This window comes from Roseovarius indicus (genome assembly GCF_008728195.1).
GTDB classification, from domain to species: Bacteria; Pseudomonadota; Alphaproteobacteria; order Rhodobacterales; family Rhodobacteraceae; genus Roseovarius; species Roseovarius indicus.
Map to the genome: position 1 here is coordinate 283953 of NZ_CP031598.1, position 26178 is coordinate 310130.

Genomic DNA, 26178 nt, shown 5'->3' on the forward strand with positions numbered 1-26178 from the left:
GGAGTTTGAGACCATGCTGACCCGTCTTGCCCTTTCGGGCCTCTTTGCCGCCATCGCCGGGATGGCGCAGGCCGACTATACGTTAACCATCCTGCATACCAACGATTTCCACGCCCGGTTCGAGCCGATCAGCAAGTACGACTCGACCTGCGCTGAAGAGGACAACGCGGCGGGCGATTGCTTTGGCGGCTCGGCGCGGCTGGCCACGGCGATTGCCGAGGTGAAGGCGGCGGCGGTGAACCCGGTGCTGTTCGACGGGGGCGACCAGTTCCAGGGGACGCTGTTCTACACCTATTACAAGGGGCAGCTGGCGGCCGAGATGATGAACCGGCTGGGCTATGACGCGATGACGGTCGGGAACCACGAGTTCGACGACGGGCCGGAGGTGCTGCGCGGGTTCATGAACGCGGTGGAGTTTCCGGTGCTGATGTCGAACGCGGATGTGAGCGGCGAGCCCCTGCTGGCCGACGTGATGATGAAATCGACGGTGATCGAGCGGGAGGGCGAGAAGCTGGGGCTGATCGGGCTCACGCCGCAGGATACGGACGAGCTGGCGAGCCCGGGGCCGAATATCATCTTCACCCCGCCGGCGGATGCGGTGCAGGCGGAAGTCGACAAGCTGGAGGAGCAGGGGGTCAACAAGATCATCGTGCTGAGCCATTCGGGCTATCGGGTGGACCTGGAGGTGGCGAAGGCCACCACGGGCGTAGACGTGATCGTCGGCGGGCATTCGAACACGTTCCTGTCGAGCGATGACGCCTCGGCCGCGGGGCCCTACCCGACGATGGTCGGCGATACGGCGGTGGTGCAGGCCTATGCCTATGGCAAGTACCTGGGCGAGCTGGTGGTGACCTTCGACGACGACGGCAAGGTTGTCGAGGCGAGCGGCGCGCCGCGGCTGCTGGATGCGGGCGTGGCCGAGGACGAGGCCGTGAAGGCGCGGATCACCGAGGCCGCGCAGCCGCTCGAGGAGATCCGCAACAAGGTGGTGGCCGAGGCGGAGACGGCGATTGGCGGCGACCGGGTGAATTGCCGCGCGGGCGAGTGCGAGATGGGCAACCTGGTGGCCGACGCGATGCTGGACCGGGTGAAGGGCCAGGGAATCGACGTGGCCTTCACCAATGGCGGCGGGCTGCGGGCGAGCATCGATGCCGGGCCGATCACCATGGGCGAGGTGCTGACGGTGCTGCCGTTCCAGAACACGTTGTCGACCTTCAGGGTGACCGGTGCCGTGCTGAAGGAGGCGCTGGAGAACGGGGTGAGCCAGTTCGAGGAGGGTGCCGGGCGCTTCCCGCAGGTGGCGGGGATGAGCTTTGCCGTCGATGTGACGAAGCCGGTGGGCGAGCGGATTTCCGACGTGATGGTGGGCGGCGAGCCGCTGGACCCTGAGAAGCTCTATGGTGTGGCGTCGAACAACTATATCCGCAATGGCGGGGATGGTTACGCGATGTTCGTCGATGCGCAGGACGCCTATGATTTCGGGCCGGACGTCGCGGATGTGACGGCGGAGTACCTGGCCGAGAACGGGCCGTATACGGCCTATACCGACGGGCGGATCAAGGTGGGGATGTAGTAGGGGGCGCTGCCCCCGACGTTGAAACCCTGCAGGGTTTCAACGCCTCCCCCGGGGTATTTGGGCCAAGAAAATGCGGGGGCGGGGCGCTTTTGCGATGGGGTCAGCCCTGTCGCCAGCGGAGGGTGGCGGTGGCGATGCGGGTGCCGAAGTGGTGGGCGGTTTTCAGGTCGTCTGCGTCGACCATCTGGGTCTTGTCGCGGGAGGAGGTGGCGGTGAGGCCGAGCCAGCTTCCGCCGGCGTTGATGCCGGGTTTTGAAGGGTCGACGGGGGCGCCGATTTCGGCCTGGCCGACCCAGATCATGCCCATTTGCGCCGCGTAGATCGCGAGGCGGATGAGGGAGGCGAGCTTGTCGCCCGAGGGGTAGGTGGCCACGGTCATGCCGCCGGCGATCTTGTCGCGCCAGAGGAGGTCGGGCCAGCGGTCGGAGGCGTCTTCGAGGAAGCGGTCGAAGCCGGCGGCGGTGGAGCCCATGTAGGTGGGGGTGGCGAAGAGGATGGCTTCGGCGGCGTCGAGTGTTTGCCAGTCTTCGTCGGTGATGTTCTCGACGTCGATGAGGGCGGCGCCGCCGGCGCCTTTTGCCACTGCCTCGGCCAGCACGCGGGTGTGGCCGTTGCCGGTGAAGTACGGGATGGCGATGCGGGGTGCGTCTGTCATGTCAGGCAGGCTGCGCCGGATCGGGGGCGGGTGCAAGATGCTTGAGGGGCACGGATGTCTTTGCATCCGGGCGCGAAACCGGCCTATCTTGCGGCGATGGTTGGATAATCCGGGGGTGACATGAGCAAGGTCAGGGAGCAGTACGAGGCGTTTCCCTATCCCGAGAGGGACCCGGAGGAGGAGCGCAAGCGGCTGATCACCGGCTCGCCGTCTTTGCCGCAGGAGGTGGATCATTTCGTGTTTGGCGGGCAGCGGGACTGGTCGAAGCCCTTGCGGGTGTTGGTGGCCGGGGGCGGCACCGGGGATGGGTTGATTCAGCTGACGGCTTTGCTGACGCAATACGGGAAGCCCTATGAGGCGGTGTATGTCGACCTGTCGGAGGCGTCGCGGCGGGTGGCGGAGGCGAGGGCCAAGGTCCGGGGGCTGGAGAATATCCGCTTCGTGACGGGGAGCTTGCTGGATGCCGGGGCGTTCGGCGAATTCGATTACATCGATTGTTGCGGGGTGCTGCATCATCTGCCGGAGCCGGAGGCCGGGTTCGAGGCGCTGCGCGGGGCGCTGGCGCCGGGGGGCGGCATGGGGTTCATGGTTTATGCGCCCTACGGGCGGTCGGGGGTCTACCCGTTGCAGGCGGCGTTCGGGGCGCTTTATGGCGATCTGCCGCCGAAGGAGCGGATCGCGAAGGCAAGGGAGGTCTATGAGCGGCTGCCGGAGGGGCATCCGTTCAAGGCGAACCGGAACGTGAACGATCACAAGAGCGGGGATGCGGGGTTTTACGACCTACTGCTGCATACGCAGGATCGGGCGTATGACGTGCCCGCGCTGCTGGACGTGCTGGAGCGGACGGGCTGGGCGTTGAGCGGGTTTACCGTGCCGGCGCTCTATGATCCGTCGCGTTTGGCCGATGTGCCGGAGGGGTTGGGAGAGCCGGAGTGGATGGCGTTGGCGGAGCAACTGCTTGGGACGATCCGGACCCATACGGCCTACGCGGTGCCGAAGGCCGAGGCGCGGGGGCCGGCGACGGGCAAGAACCGCAACCTTGTACCGCAGATCAAGGGGGTGCAGGCGGCGCAGCTGGCCCGCGCGGTGGCGCAGGGGCAGAAGGTGACGCTGGGCTCGGACGGGCTTTCGGAGGTGCTGACGCTGCCGAAGGAGGCGGCGCCGCTGATCGGCGCGGTGGACGGGCGGCGGAGCCTGGCGGAGATCGCGCAGGTCTGCCGGGCCGATCCGATCGGCTTCGGGGCGCTGTGGGGGAAGGTCGAGGCAAAGCTCGCCCCCTGGGGGATGCTGCTTTATTCGTCGGTGCTGCGGTGAGACGGGCCGGTCACGCCGTCGTGTAAGGGTGCAAGTTGATGGGACGGGCGGCGCAGGGATAGGCTGGCCGGACGCTTGGAAGGGATTGGAGAGCCCATGACGGACCGTGTTGCCCCCAAGGGCTGGTTTGACGCCATCGTCTTTGACCTCGGCCGGCAGGTGCGGTGGTCGTTCCTGCCGCCGTTGATGGTGTATTTTGCCTATGGCTTCACCGGGCTCACGATGATCGTCGGTACGTTCTTCGTGAAGGATTACCTCGACCTGTCGGCGGCCTACCTTGCCGGGCTGGCGTTCTGGGCGGGGCTGCCCTGGGCGCTGAAGATGCCGCTGGGGCACCTGGTGGACATCATCTGGAAATGGAAATGGCTGCTGGTGTGGATCGGGGCCGGGTTGCTGGCGGCAAGCGTGTTCATCATGTACCTGGTGATTTCCGAGCGGGAGATGATGGCGGCGGTGATGCCGATCAGTTCGTGGTACGTGCTGAGCTACCTTCTGGCGCCCTGCGGGGTTGTTTTGCAGGACGCGGTGGCGGATGCCATGTCGGTGGAGGCGGTGCCGAAGGTCGACGAGGCCGGCAACCCGATTTCCGAGGATGACGAGAAGGCGATGCATGTGACCATGCAGACGCTGGGACGGTTCGCGCTGATTTCCGGCACGGTCGTGGTGGCGGCGCTGAACATCTACATGTTCCGCGGCATCGAGGCCCTGAGCGCAGACGCGAAGGCGGATATCTACGCGAACATATACCTTGCCGCGCTGGGGATACCGGCGATTTCGGTGTCTGGCGTGGTGCTGGCCGGGGTGCAGAAGGCGCTGAAGAAACGGCGGCTGGAACGGCAGGGCCTGGCGGGAGAAGAGGTCGAGGCGGCGTTCGCGCGGCCGGACGAGGAGACCAAGCCCAACATGTGGTATTTCATCGGCGGGGGCGCGTTCGTGGCGCTGACGCTGGTGATCGGGCTGGGGCAGGTGCCCTATGGGCAGGAGATCATCTTTGTCGGGTCGCTGGCCATCGTGATCTTCCTGATGCGGCAGCTTCTGGCGGTGCTGCCCGCCGCGCAGGCGCGGACGCTGGTGGGCACGGCTGTGATCATCTTTGCTTTTCGTGCCACGCCGAGGCCGGGCGACGGGCAGACATGGTTCAACATCGACGTGCTGGCCTTCGACCAGCAGTTCCTGTCGGTGCTCTCGCTGATTACCTCGGTGCTGACGCTGGTGGGGATGGTGGTGCTGCGCCCGCTGATGGCGCATCGGTCGATTGTTTACATCGTGGTGCTGCTGACGCTGGCGGCGGGGGTTCTGACGCTGCCGAATATCGGGCTTTACTACGGGATACAGAACATCACCGCGCCGCTGACGGGCGGGATCGTGGATGCAAGGTTCATCGCCATTCTGGATACGGCGGTGGAGTCGCCGCTGGGGCAGGTGGCAATGATTCCGATGCTAGCGTGGATCGCGAAGAATGCGCCGTCGGACCTGAAGGCGACGTTCTTCGCGGTGATGGCCTCGTTTACCAACCTGGCGCTGTCGGCGGGGAACCTGGGAACGAAGTACCTCAACCAGATCTACACCGTGCGCCGGGAGGTGACGGACCCGGCCACTGGCGCGGTGACGACGCAGCAGGACTATTCCGAGCTGGGGTGGCTGCTGATCACCGTGGCGGTGGTGACGGTGGTGGTGCCGCTTGTCGTGGTGGCGATGATTCAGCGGAGCCGGTTGAAGAGCGTGGATTAGCGCTTGCGGAGGAGGGCGGGGTGTCAATACTCCGTCAGTATGATGCAGATGATCAAAGGATACCTGGCTTTCGCACTGATGGTGCTGATGGCGGTGCCGGCGGCGGCCGAGGATATCACCGTGTTCGCGGCGGCCAGCCTGAAGAACGCGATGGACGAGGTGGCGGCCGGGTTCGAGGCGGCGGCCGGGCACGGGGTGACGGTGTCTTATGCCGGTTCGTCAGCCCTGGCGCGGCAGATCGAGCTTGGCGCGCCGGCGGATGTGTTCGTGTCGGCCAACCCCGGCTGGATGGACCGGCTGGACGAGGCCGGGAAGACCGAAGGCGGGACGCGGGTCGATTTGCTGGGCAACCGAATCGTTCTGATTGCGCATGGCGTGGCCGAGCCGGTCGAGGTCGGCGCGGGCATGGACCTTGCGGGGATGCTGGGGGACGGACGGCTGGCGATGGCGCTGGTGGATGCGGTGCCAGCGGGGATTTACGGCAAGGCGGCGTTGGAGAGCCTTGGCTTGTGGAAGAGCGTCGAGGCGAGGGTTGTGCAGGCGGATAACGTGCGCGCGGCCTTGAAGCTGGTGGCCATCGGTGAGGCACCGATGGGGGTGGTCTATGCCACCGATGCGGCGGCCGAGGAGGGGGTGAGCGTGCTGGGCGTGTTCCCCGAGGACAGCCATCCGCCGATTGTCTACCCGGTGGCGGCGATGACGGGCCGGCTGAGCCCGATGGTGGCGGAGTTCCTTGGCTATCTGCAAAGCGGTGCCGCGCGAGAGGTGTTCAAGCGGCACGGGTTCACCGTGCTGGCGGATTGAGGCATGGGCTGGCTCGGGCCGGAAGAATGGCAGGCGGTGGCGCTGTCGCTGAAGGTGTCGTTCTGGGCGACGCTGGTTGGGCTGCCGATTGGCATCTTCACCGCCTATGCGCTGGCAAGGTGGCGGTTTCCGGGCAAGCAGGTGGTGAACGGGCTGGTGCATTTGCCGCTGATCCTGCCGCCGGTGGTGACGGGGTATCTTTTGCTTTTGACGTTCGGCACGACCGGGCCGGTGGGCGGCGTGCTGGAGAAGGTGGGGATCGTCTTTGCCTTCCGCTGGACCGGGGCGGCGCTGGCGGCGGGGGTAATGGCGTTTCCGCTGATGGTGCGGGCGATCCGGCTGTCGATCGAGGCGGTGGACCCCAAGCTTGAGGAGGCGGCGGCGACCTTGGGTGCGTCACGGGCTTGGGTGTTCGTGACGGTGACGCTTCCGCTCATATTGCCCGGCGTGCTGGCCGGAGCGATATTGGCCTTTGCCAAGGCGATGGGGGAGTTCGGGGCGACCATCACCTTTGTGTCCAACATTCCGGGTCAGACGCAGACGCTGCCCTCGGCGGTTTATGCGTTTTTGCAGGTGCCGGGCGGTGAAGGGCCGGCGATGCGGCTGGTGATCGTGTCGGTGGTAATCGCGCTGGGGGCGTTGCTTTTGTCTGAGGTGGTGGCGCGGCGCGCGGCGGCGCGGGTGGCGGGCGGATGACGCTGGAGGTGGATATCGGGCACACGCTGGGCGGGTTCCGGCTGGATGTGGCGTTCGAGGCGCCGCCGGGGGTGACGGTGCTGTTCGGGCGGTCGGGATCGGGGAAGACCTCGGTGATCAACGCCGTGGCGGGATTGTTGAAGCCCGACCGGGGCCGGGTGGCCCTGGATGGGGCGGTGTTGTTCGACAGGGGCTCTGGCAAGTGGCTGCCGCCGCATCGGCGCAGGCTGGGGTATATCTTTCAGGAGGGGCGCCTCTTTCCGCATATGACGGTGAAGCAGAACCTGTCCTATGGGCGGTGGTTCGCCGGGAATGGCGCGACCGAGAGCATGGATCACGTGATCGACATGCTGGGGATCGGGCATTTGCTGGCGCGGCGGCCGGGCGGGTTGTCGGGCGGCGAGAAGCAGCGGGTGGCGATTGGCCGGGCGTTGCTGGCCGGGCCGCGGTTGCTCTTGGCCGACGAGCCTTTGGCGGCGCTGGATGAGGGGCGGAAGGGAGAGATTTTGCCCTATTTCGAGCGGCTGCGCGACGAGGTCTCGGTGCCGATCCTATATGTCAGCCATTCGGCGGCCGAGGTGGCGCGGCTGGCGACCACGGTGGTGGTGTTGCAGGACGGGCAGGTCGTGCGGCAAGGGCCGGCGGGCGAGGTGCTGAGCGATCCGGAGGTGATGCCGACGGGCGTTCGGGGCGCCGGGGCGCTGCTGGTGGCGAAGGTGGCGCGGCATCACGAGGACGGGCTGACCGAGCTGGAGGCGGGCGGGGCATCGCTGTTCCTGCCGCGCGTGGCGCAGGAGGTGGGCCGCGAGGTGCGGATGCGGGTGGCGGCGCACGAGGTGATCCTGTCGCGGGAAAAGCCGGTGGGGCTGTCGGCGCTGAACCTGTTGCCGGGGACGGTGTCGGCGATCAGGGCCGGGGAAGGGCCGGGCACGCTGGTGTCGCTGGAGACGCCCGCCGGAACGGTCCTGGCAAGGGTGACGCGGCGGTCGGCGCAGGCGCTGGAGCTGGCGCCGGGGGCGGATTGCTATGCCGTCATCAAGACGGTGGCGGTGGCGCCGGAGGACGTGGGCGGGCTTTGACCGTCGCCGCCCGTGCCGCAGGGACTTCTTGACGGGCGGCCCGGCGATGACCGACAGTGGAAGGACCGAGACCGCCGAAACGGGGGCCGGCCGACAGGTCAGGCCATGAACCGGCGGGAAGGGCAGCGTACAGGCGAGACAGGGTCGCGGCGGCGATGGCCGCCTCTCCTATGTTCGGGCAGCGGGATGGAAGCTGGCTTGAAACAGGGAGGAACATCATGCGGGTCTTTACGGTTCTCGGACCATCGCAATCCGGTAAATCGACATTGGTGGAGGGGCTGATCGGGCTGGAGGAGCAGCGCGCGCAGGTTCTCGACATTGCGGGCGTGGCGAAGGTGAGCCAGTTCGGTTTCATGGGCGATGACTGGACGGCGGTGGATATCGCGGGCGGGGCGGAAAACCTGTCGACGGCGGGGCCTGCGTTGGCGGGGAGCGATGCGGCGGTGCTCTGCGTCGGGGCCGATCCCGAGGCCGCGGTGCTGGCGGCCCCCTATTTCAGGCTGATCGAAGAAGCAGGGGTTCCCTGCTTTCTTTTTGTGAACCGGGTGGATGCGGCGGCAGGCCGGATGAGCGAGGTGATCGCTTCGTTGCAGGTCTATTGCCGGCACGGGATCGCATTGCGGCAGGTGCCGATACGGGAGGACGGGCAGATCGTCGGTGCGGTGGATTTGATATCCGAGCGGGCCTGGCAATACCGGGAGGGGGAGCCGTCGGCTTTGGTGGAGATCCCCGAGAGCGTGGCCAGTCGCGAGCAGGAGGCGCGAGAGCACCTGCTGGAGGCGCTGGCGGATTTCGATGACGGGCTGATGGAGCAGCTGATCGAGGACAAGCAGCCGCTGACCGAGGATGTTTATCACACCGCGACGAGCGTGTTGCAGCATCATGACCTTGTGCCCGCGCTGATGGGCTCGGCCGAGCATCGCCACGGGATGCTGCGGCTGATGAAGTCGCTCAGGCACGAGGCGCCGGGGGCCGAGGTGGCCCGTGAGCGCCTGTCGGAGGGGGCCAAGCCGGTGGCGGTGGGGCTGCTGGCGGATCACGTGAAGCATCTTGGCAAGACGGTGATGATCCGGGCGCTGGGCGAGGGCGTGGGCAATGGCAAGCCGCTGGGCGGCAAGGCGGTGGGGAGTATCACCGGGCTCGATGCCAAGTCGCCCCTGCCGGAGCTGGCGCCGGGGGATGTGGGGCTGACGATGAAGTCGGACCATTTGAAGGCCGGGGAGGTGTATGGGGCCGATGCCGCGCATCCGCTGCCGGACTGGGCGCAGGCGCATGAGCCGGGGTATCGGCGGCTGATCGAGCCGGCGCATGAGCGGGACGAGGCAAGGCTGTCATCGGCGCTGGAGCGGTTGTCGGAGATCGATACCGGGATACGGGTCGAGCAGGATGCGCAGTCGGGGCATGCCGTTCTGTGCGGGCAGGGGCCGCAGCATTTCCGGCGGTTGGCGTCGAAGCTTTCCGACGGGTTCGGGATCGAGGTGACGGAGCATCACGTGCCGCCCGCCTATCGCGAGACGATCCGCAAGCCGGTCACCTGCCATCACCGGCATCGCAAGCAGTCGGGCGGGGCCGGGCAGTTCGCCGACGTGGTGATCGACGTGAAGCCGTTGGCCCGCGGGTCGGGCGTTGCCTTTGACGAGGTGGTGAAGGGCGGAGCGGTGCCGCGCAATTATATTCCGGCGGTGGAGGCCGGGGTGCGCGATGCGCTGACCGAGGGGCCGAACGGGTTTCCGGTGGTCGATGTGAGCGTGACGCTGACCGATGGCAAGCACCATTCGGTGGACAGTTCCGACTTTGCCTTCCGCACTGCGGGCAAGAACGCGATGAAGGAGGCGATGGCGGAAAGCGGGGCGACGGTGCTGGAGCCGATCGCGCAGGTTCTGATCCATGTGCCGTCGGTCTATGCCGGGGGCTTGGTGCCGACGATTTCCGGGATGAAGGGGCAGGTGATGGGCTTCGAGGGCCACCCGACCGCCGCCGGGTGGGACGTGTTCCGCGCCATGCTGCCGATGACGGCGCTGGATGAGCTGACCCATACGCTGGCCAGCGCGGCGCGGGGGACGGCTTGGTTCACGGCGGAGTTCGATCACTACACCGAGGTGCGGGCGGAGGAGCTGGCGAAGGCGTGAGGATCAGGCCTTGAGGGCCGCCAGCGCCGCTTGCAGGTCGAGCGCGCCGTCATAGAGGGCGCGGCCGGAGATGGCGCCGTTGAGCGGCGCGCCGCAGTCGCGCAAGGCAAGAAGGTCGTCGAGGCTGGAGACGCCGCCGGAGGCGATGACGGGGATCGAGACGGCGTTGGCGAGTGCCGCGGTGGCCTCGATGTTGGGGCCCTGCATGGCGCCGTCGCGGTTGATGTCGGTGTAGATGATGGCGGCGACGCCGGCATCTTCGAAGGATTGCGCGAGGTCGGTGACCTGCACGTCGGTTTCCTCGGCCCAGCCGCGGGTGGCGACGAGGCCGTTGCGGGCGTCGATGCCTACCGCCACCTGGCCGGGGAAGGCGGAGGCCGCTTCGCGCACCAGCGCGGGGTTTTCCACGGCCACGGTGCCAAGGATGACGCGCTTGAGGCCTTTTTCGAGCCAGCGTTCGATGGTGGCCATGTCGCGGATACCGCCGCCCAGCTGGGTGGGCACATCGACGCGTTCGAGGATCGCCTCGACGGCCGCCGCGTTCACCGGCTCGCCCGCGAAGGCGCCGTTCAGGTCGACGAGGTGCAGCCATTCGCAGCCCGCCTCGACGAATTTCGCGGCCTGGCTGGCGGGGTCGTCGTTGAAGACGGTGGCCTTGTCCATCTCGCCTTTGAGCAGGCGGACGGCCTGGCCGTCCTTGAGGTCGATCGCGGGGTAGAGGATCATCTTGGCGTCTCTTTCCTGAGTGTCGCGCGGGCTTTGGCATGACGCTGCGAAAAATGCAACGCGACCCGACGTCAGACTTGATCGGTTGTGGGATCGGGCCTCAAGCTGAACGCAGTTTTCAAAGGGAGGAGAACCTATGAGAAAACTCGGAATGATGATCGGCGCGCTTTGCCTGAGCGCAGGCGCGGCCTTTGCCGACCCGGTGGAAGGCACGTGGAAGACCGAGCCGGGCGACACCGGCGGCTATCTGCACGTCAACGTCTATGGCTGCGGCGACGCGATCTGTGGCGTTATCCGCAACGCCTATGACAAGAGCGGCGCGGCGCAGCCCGGGTACGAGCATCTCAACAAGCGGATGCTGTGGGACATGCAGGCGGAAGGCGGCGGCCAGTACGGCGACGGCAAGATCTGGGCGCCTGACCGGGGCAAGACCTACAATTCGAAGATGTCGCTGAACGGGAATACCCTGACGGTCGAAGGCTGTGTGGCGGTGTTCTGCCGGGGGCAGACCTGGACGCGGGTTCAGTGATCTGAACCGTGGGAGGGGGCGCTGCCCCCAACGTTGAAATCCCTTCAGGATTTCAACGTCCCCCCGGGATATTTCGGGCCAGAAGAAGCCGGGGCGGTGTGCTCCGGCTTCTTTCGCTTGGCGCTTGGCGGACGGCGGGTTTCTGGGGGTATTTCAGACCATAAAGAAGCAGTGGCGACTTCCCGGCTTCATCTTGCCGGAAATACTCCCGCCGGAGGCATAAAAGTTCTTTTGGGGATCACGGTGCCCAGCGGAGGAAGTTCGCGATCATGCGCAGGCCGGTGGACTGGCTTTTTTCCGGGTGGAACTGGGTGCCGACGATGTTGTCGCGGCCGACGACGGCGGTGACGTCGCCGGCATAGTCGCAATGGGCGAGGCGGTGGGCCGGGTCGGCGACCTCGAACTGGTAGGAGTGGACGAAATAGGCGTGGTGGCCGGTTTCGATACCTTCGAAGATCGGGTGGGGGTGGTCGATCACGAGGTCGTTCCAGCCCATGTGGGGGATCTTGAGCGACGGGTCGGAGGGCGAGATCGCGGCGACGGTGCCGGGGATCCAGTCGAAGCCGGGCGTCTCGGTGTATTCGAGGCCGCGGGTGGCCATCATCTGCATGCCGATGCAGATGCCCATGAAGGGGCGGCCGCCGGTGATGACCGCTTCCTCGATCGCCTCAAAGAGGCCGCGGTGGTCGTAGAGTTCCTTTTGGCAGGCCGGGAAGGCGCCATCGCCGGGCAGGACCACGCGGGCGGCCTTGCGCACGGTGTCGGGGTCGGAGGTCACGGCGACCGCACCCGCGCCGGTCTCGGCCGCCATGCGCTGGAACGCCTTTTCGGCCGAGTGCAGGTTGCCGCTTTCGTAATCGACGATGACGGTTGTCATGAGCCTACAGCGCGCCCTTGGTGGAGGGGATCGCGTCGGCCTTGCGCGGGTCGGTCTCGACCGCGTCGCGCAGGGCGCGGGCGACGGCCTTGAAGGCCGCCTCGGCGATGTGATGGCTGTTGAAGCCGTGCAGCGCGTCGACATGGAGGGTGATGCCGCCATGAGTGCTGAGCGCCTGGAAGAACTCGCGCACGAGCTCGGTGTCGAACGTGCCGATCTTGGAGGTGGGCAGGTCGACGTTCCAGACGAGGAAGGGCCGCCCCGAGAGGTCGAGCGCGGCGCGCACGAGCGCGTCGTCCATTGGCAGGAGGCAGGCGCCGTAGCGGTTGATGCCTTTCTTGTCGCCCACGGCCTCGCGCAGGGCCTGGCCCAGGGCGATGCCCACGTCCTCGACGGTGTGGTGGTCGTCGATATGCAGGTCGCCTTTGCAGCGGATCTTCATGTCGATCAGCGAGTGGCGCGCCAGCTGGTCGAGCATGTGGTCGAAGAAGCCGACGCCCGTTTCGTTGTCATACTGGCCGGTGCCGTCGAGATCGACGGTGACGTCGATCTCGGTCTCGGCGGTTTTCCGGGTAATCTGGCTTTTGCGCATCCGTGGAATCCGTCAGTGGTTTCGCGCCCTTATAGGCGGGCGCGCCCCGCAGGCCAAGGGCCTGTTGGGGTGACGGATGTCAGGCAGCTTCGGGCTGGAGGCGCATCTCCTGCAGGATTTCGGCCGCGATTTCGAAGGAGCGGAGGCGGGCGGCGTGATCGTGGATCATGCCGGTGATCATCAGCTCGTCGGGCTGGAACGTGTCGATCAGGGTGCCGAGCTGTTGCCGCACGCGGTCGGGCGAGCCGGTGGCGGAGCAGGCCAGCGCCTCGCGGACCTGGGCCAAGACGGGGGTGGGGATCTCCCGTGTGACATCCTCGACCGGGTAGGGCAGCTTGCCCGGCTTGCCGGTTCTGAGGCGGGCGAAGGCGAGGATCTGGGAGGAGCGGTGATAGGTCGCCTCCTCGTCGGTGTCGGCAGCGCAGACGCCGGCGGCCATCATGACGTGGGGTTTGTCGAGAAACTCCGAGGGCCGGAAGGTTTGGCGGTAGGTTTCGATCGCCTGTTCCAGCATCGCGGGGGCGAAGTGGGAGGCGAAGGCATAGGGCAGGCCCAGATAGGCCGCGAGCTGCGCGCCATAGAGGCTGGAGCCGAGGATCCAGACGGGCACATGGGTGCCGGTCCCGGGGATGGCGCGGACGGTGGCGTTGTCGGGCATATCGCCGAGATAGGCGATCAGCTCCTGCACGTCGTTCGGGAAGCTGTCTTCGGGGGCCATGTGGCGGCGCAGGGCCCGGGCGGTGGCCATGTCGGTGCCCGGTGCGCGGCCGAGGCCGAGGTCGATGCGGCCCGGGTAGAGGGTGGCCAGCGTGCCGAATTGCTCGGCGATCACCAGGGGCGCGTGGTTGGGCAGCATGATGCCGCCCGCGCCGATGCGCATGGTTTTCGTGGCCCCGGCGACATGGCCGATGACGACGGACGTGGCGGCGCTGGCGATGCCGGGCATGTTGTGATGCTCGGCCAGCCAGTAGCGGTGATAGCCGAGCCGTTCGGCGTGTTGGGCGAGATCGACCGTGGCTGCCAGCGCGTCGCCGGCGGTTTTCCCCTCGGGGACGGGGGAGAGGTCGAGGAGTGAGAAATTCTGCATGGGGGCCTCCGTTACGGTGAAGCTAATCATCGCGGGAGGGGAGGCCAAGGCCGGGGCGGGAGAAATCGGGGCATGGGGGTGATTCCATCGGGTGAGGTCGGGTCTTGTGCGATGCGCCGTTGAATTTGGCGCCTGCGCGGAATCGAGGGCGAAGCCCACCGCGCATCGACGGGCCGTCCGGACGGCACGGCGATTTGGCGGGTGGAGTGCCACGCTCGAATGGTGGAAGTGTTTGGCGGGGATAAAGTGCCAATCACGACTGTCGGATCGCCGTACCACGGCCCACCTCTCGGCGATTGCAGGCAATCGCCTGCCGGTCAGCGGACGATGCGCGGCTTCTCAGCGCGGGAGGCGACACTCTAAGGCCCTGAGCATTGTCGTGCAGCGTGTACGGAAACGGGCGCTGCCGCGTGGGCGGCGATTTCCGTGGACGTCAGTCTTGAATGGAAGAATTGGAGCGGGTGATGAGATTCGAACTCACGACATTTACCTTGGCAAGGTAACGCTCTACCCCTGAGCTACACCCGCATCCTTGGGTGAGGCGTGAGATATAAAGACTTTGGCGCCGCTGCAAGGGGAAAATGCAGGGGGGGCGAGGATTTTTCGGCGGAAATCGGCGGGATCAGAAGAGGGCGTGGCCGATAAGGCCGAGGCCGGAGAGCAGGAGCATGGTGAAGGTGAGGACCATGCCGGCCTGACGGAGCGGCAGGATCTGGGGGGTGGAGCCGAAGCCCACCGCGTGAAGGAGGCGGCCGGCGAGGAGGGTGAGGCCGAGGAGGTGGAGCGCCCATACGGGCGCGCCCTGGAGTTCGGCGAGCAGCAGGAGCAGTGCGCCGAAGGGGGCGTATTCGGCACAGTTGGCTTGCGTGCGGATGCGTTTGCGCAGCGCCTTGTCGCCGTCGTCGCCCAGCGAGATTTTCGACGACCAGCGGTAGAAGATGACCCGGAAGCTGAGGAAGATCAGCAGGAGGGCGAGGGCGCCGGCGTAGAGGGGCGTGACGATGAGGGGCAAGGGAGGCTCCGTTTTTCGAGGTTACCAGCCGGGCGGGAGGGGCCGGTCGGAGAGGGTGGCGCGGACCTGTGCGCGGGCTTCGGTGTCGAGGCCTTCGAGGATCACGCGGGTGGTGTAGCTGCCATAGGCGCGGTCGCCGATATGATAGACCCAGTCGTAGATCTGCTCCGTGGTGAAGGCGACCGGGTCGCCGTAGGCGAGGCCATCCATGTAGATGGGGTCGTTGGCGAGGCGGCCGATCCAGTTCGGGCCGACCTTGCCGAGTTGCTCGACCCAGATCACCTCGACCCAGTCGGTACCGACTTCGAAGGCGACCTTGACCAGCGCGTCGGGGCTGGCGAGGCGGTCGCCGTCGAAGGCATTGCGGACGAAGAGGGGGAGCGTGTCCTGCGCCTGATCGATCGCGGCGTTCATGACGGGATCGGTGTCGGCGAAATGGGTGACGTTTTCGTCGGCGCGCAGCGGGGCGGCGAGGAGCAGCGTGAGGGCCAGCAGGGCGGAAAACGGTTTCATGATGAGCGACTGGGTCCAATGAAAAACCCCGCAACCATAGGTCGCGGGGCTCGTTCGGTAAACCGGGATGTCGTCGTTATTCCAGCTCGATCATCAGGTCCTTGGCGTCGATCTGGCTGCCGGGCTGGACGTGGATGGCTTTCACCGTGGCGTCGCGTTCGGCGTAGATGCCGGTTTCCATCTTCATGGCCTCGATGGTCAGGAGGGCGTCGCCGTCCTTGACCTTCTGGCCGAGCTGCACCGAGACGGAGGCCACGACGCCGGGCATGGGGGCGCCGACATGGTCGGCATTGCCGGCTTCGGCCTTGGGGCGCTGGGTGGTCTGGGATTTGACCATGCGGTTCGGCACGCGGATGACGCGGGGCTGGCCGTTCAGTTCGAAGAAGACGCGCACGTCGCCGTCTTCGTTGGTCTCGCCCACGGCCTGAAGCAGGATCTCCATGGTCTTGCCCGGGTCGATCTCGACGCTGATCTCCTCGCCCGGTTCCATGCCGTAGAAGAAGGTCTTGGTGGGCAGGGTGCGGACGGGGCCATAGGTGCGGTGGCGGCCCATGTAATCAAGGAAAACCTTGGGATACATGAGGTAGCCGTTGAGATCTTCGCGGTCGACCTTCTTGCCCTCGAGCTCTTCCACCAACTGGGTGTGCGTCGCTTCGAGGTCGATGGGCTCGAGGTGTTTGCCGGGGCGTTCGGTGTTGGGTTTCTCGCCCTTGAGGACCTTGTTGACGATCTTGTCAGGGAAACCGCCCGGGGGCTGGCCGAGGTTGCCACGCATCATGTCGATGACCGAATCGGGGAAGGCCACGTCTGTGTCGGGGTCTTCGACCTGTTCGCGGGTGAGGCCCTGGCTGACCATCATCAGGGCCATGTCGCCGACGACCTTGGAGGATGGCGTGACCTTGACGATATCGCCGAACATCTTGTTCACGTCGGCATAGGTCTGGGCCACCTCGTGCCAGCGTTCCTCGAGCCCGAGGGAGCGGGCCTGGGCCTTGAGGTTGGTGAACTGGCCGCCGGGCATTTCGTGGAGGTAGACTTCCGATGCCGGGGCCTGAAGCCCGGCCTCGAAGGCCACGTACTGGGCGCGGACGTGTTCCCAGTAGTTCGACAAAGCCCGGACATGGGCGATGTCGAGGCCGGTGTCACGCTCGGTATGGGCCATCGCCTCGACGATCGAGCCGAGGCAGGGCTGGGAGGTGCCGCCCGAGAAGGCATCCATCGCCGCATCGACCGCATCGACGCCGGCATTGGCGGCGGCGAGGATGGTGCCGCCGGCGATGCCGGAGGTGTCATGCGTGTGGAAGTGGATGGGGATCGAGACTTCGTTTTTGAGGGCGGTGATGAGCTGGCGGGCGGCGGCGGGTTTGAGGAGGCCCGCCATGTCCTTGAGACCCAGCACGTGGGCGCCGGCGTTCTCCATCTCCTTGGCCATCGAGACGTAGTACTTGAGGTCGTACTTGGCGCGGTCGGGGTCGAGGATGTTGCCGGTGTAGCAGATCGTGCCCTCGCAGATCTTGCCGGTGTCGATGACGGCGTCCATCGCGACGCGCATGTTCTCGACCCAGTTGAGGCTGTCGAAGACGCGGAAGACGTCGACGCCGGTTTCGGCGGCTTGCCGCACGAATTCCTGCACCACGTTGTCGGGGTAGTTGGTGTAGCCCACCCCGTTGGAGGCGCGCAGCAGCATCTGGGTCAGCAGGTTGGGCATGGCGGCGCGCAGCTCGCGCAGGCGCTGCCAGGGGCATTCCTGCAGGAAGCGGTAGGCCACGTCGAAGGTCGCCCCGCCCCAGCATTCGACCGAGAAGAGCTGCGGCACGTTATGGGCATAGGCGGGCGCCACCCGGATCATGTCGATCGAGCGCATCCGCGTGGCCAGCAATGACTGGTGACCGTCACGCATGGTGGTGTCGGTCAGGAGCAGCCGGTTCTGCTCGAGCATCCAGTCGGCGACCGCCTTGGCACCCTGCTCTTCCAGCAGGGTCTTGGTGCCGGCAGGCGGTTCCTTGGCGTCGAGTTTCGGCGCTTTCGGCACCGGCGCGTCGGCCTTGGGCTTGGCCCGCCCCTGGGTTTCCGGGTGACCGTTCACCGTGATGTCGGCGATATAGGTCAGCACCTTGGTGCCCCGGTCGCGCCGCTTGGCGAACTGGAAAAGCTCCGGTGTCGTGTCGATGAACTTGGTGGTGTATTCGTTCGACAGGAAGGTCGGGTGCTTCAGCAGATTCTCGACGAAGGCGATATTGGTCGACACACCCCTAATACGGAATTCACGCAACGCACGGTCCATCCTTGCGATGGCGGCTTCGGGGGTTTGCGCGTGCGCCGTGACCTTGGTGAGCAGCGAATCGTAGTAGCGCGTGATGACCCCGCCGGAATAGGCGGTGCCGCCGTCGAGACGGATGCCCATGCCCGTGGCCGAGCGATAGGCGGTGATGCGGCCATAGTCGGGGATGAAGTTGTTGAGCGGGTCCTCGGTGGTGATCCGGGTCTGAAGGGCGTGGCCGTTCAGGGTGATGTCTTCCTGCGTTTTCTTGCGCGTGGCCTCGGCCAGGGTCTTGCCCTCGGCGATCATGATCTGGGCCTGCACGATGTCGATGCCGGTCACCTCTTCGGTGACGGTATGTTCGACCTGTACGCGGGGGTTCACCTCGATGAAGTAGAACTGGTTGGTGTCCATATCCATCAGGAACTCGACCGTGCCGGCGCATTCGTAATCGACATGCTTGCAGATCTTGTAGCCGAGCTCGCAGATCTCGGAGCGCTGGAGGTCGGTGAGATAGGGGGCGGGGGCGCGTTCGACGACTTTCTGGTTGCGGCGCTGGACCGAGCAGTCGCGCTCGAACAGGTGGTACATGTGGCCGTGCTTGTCGCCGAGGATCTGCACCTCGACATGGCGGGCGCGGGTGATCATCTTTTCGAGATAGCCCTCGCCGTTGCCGAAGGCGGCGAGCGCCTCGCGGCGGCCTTCGAGCACCTTTTCCTCAAGCTCTTCGGGCTTGGTGACGGGCCGCATGCCGCGGCCGCCGCCGCCCCAGGAGGCCTTGAGCATCATCGGGTAGCCGATTTCCTTGGCCTGTTTGCGGATGAGGTCCATATCCTCGCCCAGCACCTCTGTGGCGGGGATGACGGGCACGCCGGCCTCGACCGCGACGCGGCGGGCGGAGGCCTTGTCGCCCAGGGCGCGCATGGTCTCGGCCCGGGGGCCGATGAAGGTGATGCCGTTCGCCGCGCAAGCATCGACGAAATCGGGGTTTTCCGACAGGAGGCCATAGCCCGGGTGGATGGCGTCGGCGCCGGAGAGCTTGGCGACGCGGATGATCTCGTCGATGGAGAGATAGGCCTGGACGGGGCCCAGCCCCTCGCCGATGCGATAGGCCTCGTCGGCCTTGAAGCGGTGGAGGGAGAGCTTGTCTTCCTCGGCGAAGACGGCGACCGTGCGCTTGCCCATCTCGTTGGCCGCGCGCATCACGCGGATCGCGATTTCGCCGCGGTTGGCGATGAGGATTTTCTTGAAGTCAGCCACCGGCCCGCCCTCCTGACATTTGGTCCTGTGTGCGTGGCACCGCGGAATTGCCGCAGTGCAGCGCCATTGCTGCGCAACTTGTAGGATTTGTGAAAGGTTTGCGCAATGGCGGCGGTGGCCGTTCCACCCTTTCGCGAGAGATTCTGCCCGATCGGGGAGGCGGGATTACCCGGATTGGAGGCGGGGAAGTGCCGCGATATCAGGGGGTTGGCGGGGCGCCATAGGGCGTGCCTTGGGGGGTGCGGGTGGCGGGGACTACCCGGTTGCGCACCTCTGTCAGGGTGCGGATGCCGAGCTGGCCCATATTGGCTTCGAGATCGGCCTTGAGGATATGGGCGAGGTGGCCGGGGCCGGCGGGCCCGAGGGCGGCGAGGGCGTAGTGCCAGCCGCGGCCCATCATGGTGAAATCGGCCCCGAGCGCGATGGCGCGGAGGATGTCGAGCCCGCCCTCGATGCCGCCGTCGAAGATGATCGGCAGGGAGGTGGCGGCGCGGATCGCGGGCAGGGCGTCGATGGTGGCCGGGGCCGCGTCGAACTGGCGGCCGGCATGGTTCGAGATCCAGATCGCGTCGGCGCCTTCCTTTTCGAGCCGTTTGGCATCGTCGGGGTTCATCACGCCCTTGACGAGGAAGGGCCCCTCCCACGCGTCGCGGAGCCAGCGCAGGTAGTCCCAGTCGGGGGAGGTGCGCAGCAGGTAGCCCGCGTGCTTGTTCGAGGGCAAGCCCTTGGTATTGGGGGCATAATCGTCGATCATCCGCATCCTTGGCATGCCGCGTTTGGCCATGCCGAGCGCCCAGGCGGGGCTGGTGGCGATATGGGCCAGAAGGCGGGGGGTGATGCGGGGCGGCTGGGTCAGGCCGGAGCGGACCTGGCGTTCGCGGCGGGAGCCGACGGGGACGTCGACGGTGAGGATGAGGGTGCGGAAGCCGGCGGCCTTGGCCCGTTTGAGCATGTCGGTGCGGATCTCGGGGTCGCGCGGCGGGTACATCTGGAACCAGCCGTGATCGCCCAGCACCGGTTGGACATCCTCGGGGGTCTGGCTGGCCACGGTGGAGAGGCCGTAAGGGATGTTCGCGGCGGCCGCGGCGCGGGCGAGGTGGCGCTCGGCATCGGGCCAGACGAGGCCGGACATGCCGACCGGCGAGATGCCGACGGGGAGATCGTAAGTGGTTCCGAGGAAAGAGATTTCCGTGGAGCACTCGATCTCGCCATGGAGGATGGAGGGCATGAGCTGGACCGCGTCGAGGCCTGTGCGGTTGCGGCGGGTGGTGGCCTCGGTTCCGGTGCCGCTGTCGAGGAATTCCCAGACGAAATGCGGCAGGCGGCGGCGGGCGCGGGCGCGCAGGTCGGAGAGGGCGGGATATGCGGTGTCGAGGCTCATGGGAGAGAGCGATAGCAAGCGGCGGCGGGGGGCGGAAGAGGGAATGGTGACGGCGGTGGTTTCTGCGATGCGGCGCGAATCATGGTTAATGGCGTTGTTTTGAAGGAAAGGGGACGTCGGTATCACGTCGGTATTTTGTCGGTATCGCGTCGGTGCGGGTGTCTGTGGGGCCGTGGGTTAATGCGGCGTGCGGGGCGCAACGGGCGAGATGTTGTGTGGGGCGCAACGGGGCGGGGCGGAATTTTGGAAAATTCCGGGTCGGAAAATTCGAATTTTCCGGCGCGGGTGGAGAGGGTGGCGCCCCGGAATTTGCGAAAATTCCGGGGCAGGAAAATGCGCATTTTCCTGGCCGTTTTCCGCGCGGAAAACGGGCGGGAGGAGAGGTCGGTGGATGCCCGGTGGGGTGCGCGTGTGGCGGGCGTGGAATTGGATATTTTTGCCAAGAAGAAGCGGTTGGGGTGATCTTTCCAGGCAAAGGGCGTGCCGGGTCTTGGTTTGATTTGTTAACGCGGGGATCTGATGTTAACTTTTTGTTAACACTTTCAGCCCTGCGAGGTGTTCATATGGGTGAAGTCCAGTTGGCCGCGCTGTTATGCGCTTTCCTTGCCGGAAGCGACGATGAAGTGCGGCATTACTTCGATGTCTATGACACCAAGCGCTATGTGCGGGTGGATTGCGAGACGCCGGACCACGTGATCGAGGTGGGGATGGATGGCACGTCATCCGCGCGGGACAGCGTACACCAGGCGCTGTTTTACGCGCATCTGACGGGGAAGACGCCCGTTGTCTTGATGATCGATCAGGATGGTTTTGAAGGGCGGTTCGAGTACGAGATGCGCCACGTCACGGAGATGGCGAATGTCGGCTATGCCCGGTGCAGTAAGGGCGCGATCCTGCGGTGGGTCGAGAGCAGCCCGATGCGGGCATCGGTGACTGAAGACGGCGAGCATGATCTTCCGGCGACCGGAAATGTCGGGGCGGCCTGTGATCTTGGTGCGGTTTTTGGCCGGGATGCGCTGGAGTCGTTCTGAGGCGTAGGGGCTGTCTTTGGCGCGCTTGGGGGGGAGGCACCCTTTGGGCCCGAGAGGCGCTGTTTGGCGTTTGGGGCGGGCGGGGGATTGGATATTTTTGCCAAGAAGAAGCGGGTGGGGTGGTGTGCGTTGGAGGGGTTGGCGAGGGGCTGGCCTGGGGGCCGGGGCGACGCGGGAAAAAATCATCGGCGGCGTGTGGAACATGAGGGGAACATCGGCTTTCCCTTGGTGGCAATGCACGCTATTCTGAGGTCATGAGCAGTTTTGACGAGACCGACGCCTTCGAGGGCGCTTCGCTGGCCGCGCGGGCGATGGCGGCCCGGCCTGCGCCGTACCTGGATGATCTGAACCCTGCGCAGCGTGAAGCGGTGGAGGCGCTGGATGGCCCGGTGCTGATGCTGGCGGGCGCCGGGACGGGCAAGACCAAGGCGCTGACGACGCGGCTGGTGCATCTGCTGAATACCGGGCGGGCGCGACCGAACGAGATCCTGTCGGTGACCTTCACCAACAAGGCGGCGCGGGAGATGAAGCTGCGCGTGGGCCGGTTGCTGGGCGAGACGGTGGAGGGGATGCCGTGGCTGGGCACGTTCCACTCGATCTGCGTGAAGCTGCTGCGGCGGCATGCGGAACTGGTGGATTTGAAGTCGAACTTCACGATTCTCGATACGGATGACCAGTTGCGGCTGCTCAAGCAGCTGGTGCAGGCCGCGGGGATCGACGACAAGCGCTGGCCGGCAAGGCAGCTGGCCGGGGTGATCGACCACTGGAAGAACCGGGCCTGGACGCCCGACAAGGTGCCCGCCGGGGAGGCCTCGGCCTATGATGGGAAGGGCGTGGCGCTTTACCGGCAGTACCAGGAGCGGCTCAGGGAGCTGAACGCGGTCGATTTCGGCGACCTGCTGTTGCATATGGTGGTGATCTTTCAGAACCATGAGGATGTGCTGAAGCAGTATCAGCGGTGGTTCCGGTACATCCTCGTGGACGAGTACCAGGATACCAACGTGGCGCAGTATATGTGGCTGCGGCTCTTGGCCGGGGGGCACAAGAATATCTGCTGTGTGGGCGATGACGATCAGTCGATCTATGGCTGGCGCGGGGCCGAGGTGGGCAACATCCTGCGGTTCGAGAAGGATTTTCCCGGTGCCACCGTGGTGCGGCTGGAACAGAATTACCGCTCGACGCCGCATATCCTGGCCGCTGCGGGGGGCGTGATTTCCGGCAACAAGGGGCGGCTGGGCAAGGAGCTGTGGACCGAGGTCGACGAGGGCGAGAAGGTTCGGCTGATCGGCCATTGGGACGGCGAGGAAGAGGCGCGCTGGATCGGCGAGGAGATCGAGTCGATGCAGGGCGGAACGCGGGGGATGCGGCCGTTTTCGCTGGACGAGATGGCGATCCTGGTGCGGGCGTCGCACCAGATGCGGGCCTTCGAGGACCGGTTCCTGACGATCGGGATGCCCTATCGGGTGATCGGCGGGCCGCGCTTCTACGAGCGGATGGAGATCCGCGATGCGATGGCCTATTTCCGGCTGGTGGTGAGCCCGGCGGACGATTTGGCGTTCGAGCGGATCGTGAACACGCCGAAGCGGGGGCTGGGCGACAAGGCGCAGCAGAAGATCCAGGTGGCGGCAAGGCAGAATGGCGTGTCGCTGCTGGAAGGCGCGGCGATCCTGCTGGAGGAGAAGGGACTTTCCGGCAAGGGGGCGGCGGAGCTGGGCCGGCTGGTCGAAGGCTTGCGGCGCTGGGGCCGGATGGCCGGTGATCCGAGCATGAGCCATATCGAGCTGGCCGAGGTGGTGCTCGACGAGTCCGGCTATACCGAGATGTGGCAGAACGACAAGACGCCGGAGGCGCCGGGGCGGCTGGAGAACCTCAAGGAGCTGGTGAAGGCGCTGGAGGGGTTCGAGAACCTGCAGGGGTTCCTGGAGCATGTCAGCCTTATCATGGATAACGAGAGCGAGGAGCAGGGCGAGAAGGTGTCGATCATGACACTGCATGCCGCCAAGGGCTTGGAGTTTCCGGCCGTGTTCCTGCCGGGCTGGGAGGACGGGTTGTTCCCCTCGCAGCGCTCGATGGATGAAAGCGGGTTGAAGGGCGTCGAGGAGGAGCGGCGGCTGGCCTATGTGGGGATCACGCGGGCCGAGGAGCTGTGCACGATTTCCTTTGCGGGGAACCGGCGGGTCTACGGGCAGTGGCAGAGCCAGATGCCGTCGCGCTTTATCGACGAGTTGCCGGAGGATCATGTGGAGGTGCTGACGCCGCCGGGCTTGTATGGCGGGGGCTATGGCTCGGCCGGGCTGGGCGGCAGCGGGATCGAGTCGCGGGCGGCGGAGGCGGACGGGTATAACTCGCCCGGCTGGCGGCGGTTGCAGGCGCGGGCCGGGCAGCGGCCGCTGAGCCAGCCGCGGGAATCGAAGGCGAGCGTGATCGACGCGCAGGCGGTGAGCAGCCACACGGTGGGCGAGCGGGTGTTTCACCAGAAGTTCGGGTATGGGGCAATTCTGGGGATCGAGGGCGACAAGCTGGAGATCGATTTCGAGAAGGCGGGGGTGAAGAAGGTCGTCGCCAAGTTCGTCAGCGGGGCGGACGATATTCCGTTTTAGGCGGTCTCGAGCGGTGGGTTGGCACCGACCCTACGTGCGTTATTTGAGCGCGTGAATAAATTTTTCCTTACAGTCGCGGCAGGGGTTGGGGTAGCCTGACCCGGGTGCGCCGCGCGGGCTGTTTGATCGCGGTCAATGCGGAGGCGGCCCCGGGGGCGCAGGATGGCGCGTCAATCGGAGGGTGAGCATGTCGACCGTACGCGAGGAATTCGAGATTGCCCGCAAGCACACGCCGGAATTCGGCGGGCGGACGCTGTGGCTGGAGGCGGGGATGTTCGCCTTTGCCATTGCCGCCACGTGGTTGACCCTGGCCGGGCATATCCCGCTTTGGACCGGGATGGTGGTCAACACGGTGTTTATCTACGGGATCTACACGGTGGTGCACGAGGCGGTGCATGCCAATATCAGTTCGCGCCGGAAGGATCTGCGCTGGGTCGATACGGTGGCGGGGACGCTGGCCTGTGCGCCGCTGTGGCTGTTCTATCATCAGCACCGGCGGCAGCACATGGCGCATCATGCGCATACGAACGAGGCGAGCGACCCGGATCTTTATGCCAAGGGGTCGTTCCCGGTGTGGATCTTCGTGAAGCTTCCCGCCGCGCTGATCCAGTATTTCAACCCGGTGGCGCAGTACCGGGAGTGCCGGCGGTTCGGCTGTACGGAGCGGGAGGTGGTCTATACCTTCGTGACCTTCGCCATCTACAGCGCCTTGCTGATCGGGGCCGTGGTGGCGGGGTACTGGATGGAGGTGCTGTTGCTGTGGTTCGTGCCGTGGTGGGTGGGGCAGACGGTGATGCTGACCTTTTTCACCTGGACGCCGCACCATGACCATACCGAGACGGGGCGATACCGGAACACGCGGGTTTCCCTGTTTCCCGGCGCGAATTTCCTGTTGCAGGGGCAGAATTACCACCTGATCCACCACATGGAGCCGAGCGTGCCGTATTACCGCTACAAGCCTGTCTTCGACGAGATGCGGCCGCTTCTGGAGCGGAACCATGTGCGGATCGAGGGGATATGGCCAGACCCGGCGAACGAGCATCCGCCGGGGGCGCATCCGGCGGAGTGAGATGAACATGAAGGTGAAAGCTGTCGTCATTACCGGCCAGGGCGGGCCGGAGGTCATGAAACTGCAGGATATCGAGCTGGCATGGCCCGGGGGGCCGGGGGATGTGCTGGTGGAGCTGAGGGCCGCGGCGCTGAACCCGGCGGATACGTTTTTCCGACAGCTGGGCGGGTATATCGACGCGGGGCCGTTCGTGCCGGGGCATGACGGGATGGGCGTGGTGAAAGAGGTCGGGCCGGAGGTGACGGAGGTCACCGTGGGCGACCGGGTGTGTTTCTGCAATGGCGGGATCGGGGGCGCGCCGGGGACCTATGGGGAGGCCGCGGTGGTGCCGGAGTGGCAGTTGGCGAAGGTGCCCGAGGGGGTGGACGACCTGACCGCCGCCGCGCTGCCGCTGGTGGCGATCACCGGGTGGGAAGCGCTTTATGAGCGGGCGCGGCTGGCCGAGGGGGAGCATGTGCTGATCCATGCCGGCGCGGGCGGCACGGGGCACATGGCGGTGCAGCTGGCCGCCCTGCGCGGCGCGAAGGTGGCGGCGACGGTGAGCGGGCCGGAGAAGGCGCGGCTTGTCGAGGATTTGGGCGCGGAGCTTTCCATCAACTATCGCGAGACGGATTTCGTGGCGGCCGCGCGGGACTGGTCGGGCGGTCTGGACGTGGCGTTGGACAACGTGGGCGAGGCGGTGATGACGCGGACCTACGGGGCGATGGCGCCCTATGGCCGGGTGGTCACGCTGATGGGGGTGGCGCCGGATGACGGGGACGTCACGGCCTACAACATGAACCTCGATATCCTGAACGTGATGATGTTGACGCCGATGTGGCTGGGGCTGGAGGGCGCCCTGCGGCGGCAGGCGGGGATCGTGCGGGAGGCATTGGCGTTGGTGGCCGATGGCAGGCTGCGGGTTCGGCATGCCGAGACGTTCGACCTCGACCGGGCCGGGGAGGCGCATGGGTTTCTCGAGAGCGGGCAGGCGGTGGGGAAGGTCACGCTGCGGATCGGGTAGGGGTGGTGGGTTTTCACCCACCCTACGGATCGGCATTGGTACGCTGAAGCGCACCCTGCGACGGCGGCGAGCGGTTGGTTGCCTTGGGCGTCCTCTTGCGGAGAGGCCGTAACCGGCGGCTTGGCGTGGCGCCTTTGGGGGGCCGGGGGAGTGAGTATTTCTGGCAAGATGAAGCGGGGTGGGCTCGGGCTTGTCGGAAAGGCGTGGCCGGGGAGGCGCGGCGCGTCTTGGTGGGCGGGGGAGCGAGTATTTTT

General features: G+C 66.2%; 22 protein-coding genes and 1 tRNA gene. 13 read left to right on the forward strand and 10 right to left on the reverse strand.

Translation table 11 applies throughout. The features are described from left to right. Positions 1 to 13: 13 nt before the first annotated feature. The gene (locus tag RIdsm_RS01395; protein ID WP_057816383.1) at positions 14 to 1573 is read left to right on the forward strand and encodes a bifunctional metallophosphatase/5'-nucleotidase; all 1560 of its coding nucleotides are present in this window, start codon (positions 14 to 16) and stop codon (positions 1571 to 1573) included. A gap of 103 nt (positions 1574 to 1676) precedes the next feature. Here the strand turns inward: RIdsm_RS01395 and RIdsm_RS01400 are convergent, their stop codons facing one another. Then, a complete protein-coding gene (locus RIdsm_RS01400) occupies positions 1677 to 2231 on the reverse strand; it encodes a flavodoxin family protein (protein ID WP_057816467.1) in 555 nt (184 codons plus the stop codon). 120 nt (positions 2232 to 2351) lie between these two features. On the opposite strand from RIdsm_RS01400, the gene RIdsm_RS01405 reads away from it, so the two are divergent. The 6 genes from RIdsm_RS01405 (at position 2352) to RIdsm_RS01430 (ending at position 9984) form a co-directional block, all read left to right on the forward strand. Then, entirely contained in the window at positions 2352 to 3545 is a 1194-nt protein-coding gene (locus RIdsm_RS01405) for a class I SAM-dependent methyltransferase (RefSeq protein WP_057816382.1), read from the forward strand. 96 nt (positions 3546 to 3641) lie between these two features. Continuing rightward, positions 3642 to 5276, forward strand: coding sequence for an MFS transporter (locus tag RIdsm_RS01410; protein WP_057816381.1), 1635 nt, complete (start codon positions 3642 to 3644; stop codon positions 5274 to 5276). Positions 5277 to 5324: 48 nt separating this feature from the next. Next, positions 5325 to 6080: a molybdate ABC transporter substrate-binding protein gene (gene modA / locus RIdsm_RS01415; RefSeq protein ID WP_082647394.1), complete on the forward strand. Its 756-nt coding sequence runs from the start codon at positions 5325 to 5327 to the stop codon at positions 6078 to 6080. A 3-nt stretch (positions 6081 to 6083) separates the two neighbouring features. Further along, the gene (gene modB, locus RIdsm_RS01420; RefSeq protein ID WP_057816379.1) at positions 6084 to 6776 is read left to right on the forward strand and encodes a molybdate ABC transporter permease subunit; all 693 of its coding nucleotides are present in this window, start codon (positions 6084 to 6086) and stop codon (positions 6774 to 6776) included. Next, positions 6773 to 7855 (forward strand): molybdenum ABC transporter ATP-binding protein, encoded by a 1083-nt coding sequence (modC, locus tag RIdsm_RS01425; RefSeq protein WP_057816378.1) that lies wholly within the window; start codon positions 6773 to 6775, stop codon positions 7853 to 7855. The genes modB and modC overlap by 4 nt, the downstream gene beginning before the upstream one ends. A gap of 218 nt (positions 7856 to 8073) precedes the next feature. Continuing rightward, a complete protein-coding gene (locus tag RIdsm_RS01430; protein ID WP_057816377.1) occupies positions 8074 to 9984 on the forward strand; it encodes an elongation factor G in 1911 nt (636 codons plus the stop codon). A 3-nt stretch (positions 9985 to 9987) separates the two neighbouring features. Here RIdsm_RS01430 and hisA read toward each other — a convergent pair whose 3' ends face one another. Next, the gene (hisA, locus tag RIdsm_RS01435; protein ID WP_057816376.1) at positions 9988 to 10710 is read right to left on the reverse strand and encodes a 1-(5-phosphoribosyl)-5-[(5-phosphoribosylamino)methylideneamino]imidazole-4-carboxamide isomerase; all 723 of its coding nucleotides are present in this window, start codon (positions 10708 to 10710) and stop codon (positions 9988 to 9990) included. Positions 10711 to 10846: 136 nt separating this feature from the next. Between hisA and RIdsm_RS01440 the strand changes: the two genes are divergently transcribed. Next, complete coding sequence (locus RIdsm_RS01440; RefSeq protein ID WP_057816375.1) at positions 10847 to 11239, forward strand: DUF2147 domain-containing protein; 393 nt, start codon at positions 10847 to 10849, stop codon at positions 11237 to 11239. Between the two features lie 238 nt (positions 11240 to 11477). On the opposite strand, the gene hisH is transcribed toward RIdsm_RS01440, so the two are convergent. The 8 genes from hisH to RIdsm_RS01480 form a co-directional block, all read right to left on the reverse strand. Beyond that, positions 11478 to 12116, reverse strand: a complete 639-nt coding sequence (gene hisH, locus RIdsm_RS01445; RefSeq protein ID WP_057816374.1) for an imidazole glycerol phosphate synthase subunit HisH — start codon at positions 12114 to 12116, stop codon at positions 11478 to 11480. A gap of 4 nt (positions 12117 to 12120) precedes the next feature. Further along, a complete protein-coding gene (hisB, locus tag RIdsm_RS01450; RefSeq protein ID WP_057816373.1) occupies positions 12121 to 12708 on the reverse strand; it encodes an imidazoleglycerol-phosphate dehydratase HisB in 588 nt (195 codons plus the stop codon). Between the two features lie 79 nt (positions 12709 to 12787). Continuing rightward, positions 12788 to 13795 (reverse strand): LLM class flavin-dependent oxidoreductase, encoded by a 1008-nt coding sequence (locus RIdsm_RS01455; RefSeq protein WP_057816372.1) that lies wholly within the window; start codon positions 13793 to 13795, stop codon positions 12788 to 12790. A 453-nt stretch (positions 13796 to 14248) separates the two neighbouring features. Continuing rightward, positions 14249 to 14323: transfer RNA gene (locus RIdsm_RS01460), tRNA-Gly, on the reverse strand. Between the two features lie 94 nt (positions 14324 to 14417). Next, a complete protein-coding gene (locus RIdsm_RS01465) occupies positions 14418 to 14807 on the reverse strand; it encodes an MAPEG family protein (protein ID WP_057816371.1) in 390 nt (129 codons plus the stop codon). Between the two features lie 21 nt (positions 14808 to 14828). Further along, entirely contained in the window at positions 14829 to 15320 is a 492-nt protein-coding gene (locus tag RIdsm_RS01470; protein ID WP_057816370.1) for a DUF2314 domain-containing protein, read from the reverse strand. 76 nt (positions 15321 to 15396) lie between these two features. Further along, positions 15397 to 18840: a pyruvate carboxylase gene (locus RIdsm_RS01475; RefSeq protein WP_057816369.1), complete on the reverse strand. Its 3444-nt coding sequence runs from the start codon at positions 18838 to 18840 to the stop codon at positions 15397 to 15399. Between the two features lie 199 nt (positions 18841 to 19039). Further along, the gene (locus RIdsm_RS01480) at positions 19040 to 20221 is read right to left on the reverse strand and encodes an alpha-hydroxy acid oxidase (RefSeq protein WP_057816368.1); all 1182 of its coding nucleotides are present in this window, start codon (positions 20219 to 20221) and stop codon (positions 19040 to 19042) included. A 333-nt stretch (positions 20222 to 20554) separates the two neighbouring features. Here RIdsm_RS01480 and RIdsm_RS30695 point away from each other — a divergent pair, with 333 nt between their 5' ends. From RIdsm_RS30695 to RIdsm_RS01500, 5 genes are all read left to right on the forward strand, one after another. Then, the gene (locus RIdsm_RS30695) at positions 20555 to 20683 is read left to right on the forward strand and encodes a hypothetical protein (RefSeq protein WP_268874587.1); all 129 of its coding nucleotides are present in this window, start codon (positions 20555 to 20557) and stop codon (positions 20681 to 20683) included. Between the two features lie 101 nt (positions 20684 to 20784). Further along, positions 20785 to 21252 (forward strand): hypothetical protein, encoded by a 468-nt coding sequence (locus tag RIdsm_RS01485; protein WP_074940357.1) that lies wholly within the window; start codon positions 20785 to 20787, stop codon positions 21250 to 21252. 254 nt (positions 21253 to 21506) lie between these two features. After that, positions 21507 to 23852 carry an ATP-dependent helicase gene (locus tag RIdsm_RS01490; protein ID WP_057816367.1) on the forward strand — a complete coding sequence of 782 codons (2346 nt, stop codon included), beginning with the start codon at positions 21507 to 21509 and terminating at the stop codon, positions 23850 to 23852. A 187-nt stretch (positions 23853 to 24039) separates the two neighbouring features. Then, positions 24040 to 24921, forward strand: a complete 882-nt coding sequence (locus RIdsm_RS01495; RefSeq protein WP_057816366.1) for a fatty acid desaturase — start codon at positions 24040 to 24042, stop codon at positions 24919 to 24921. A 7-nt stretch (positions 24922 to 24928) separates the two neighbouring features. Further along, positions 24929 to 25924, forward strand: a complete 996-nt coding sequence (locus RIdsm_RS01500; RefSeq protein WP_160325846.1) for a zinc-binding dehydrogenase — start codon at positions 24929 to 24931, stop codon at positions 25922 to 25924. Positions 25925 to 26178 lie beyond the last annotated feature (254 nt).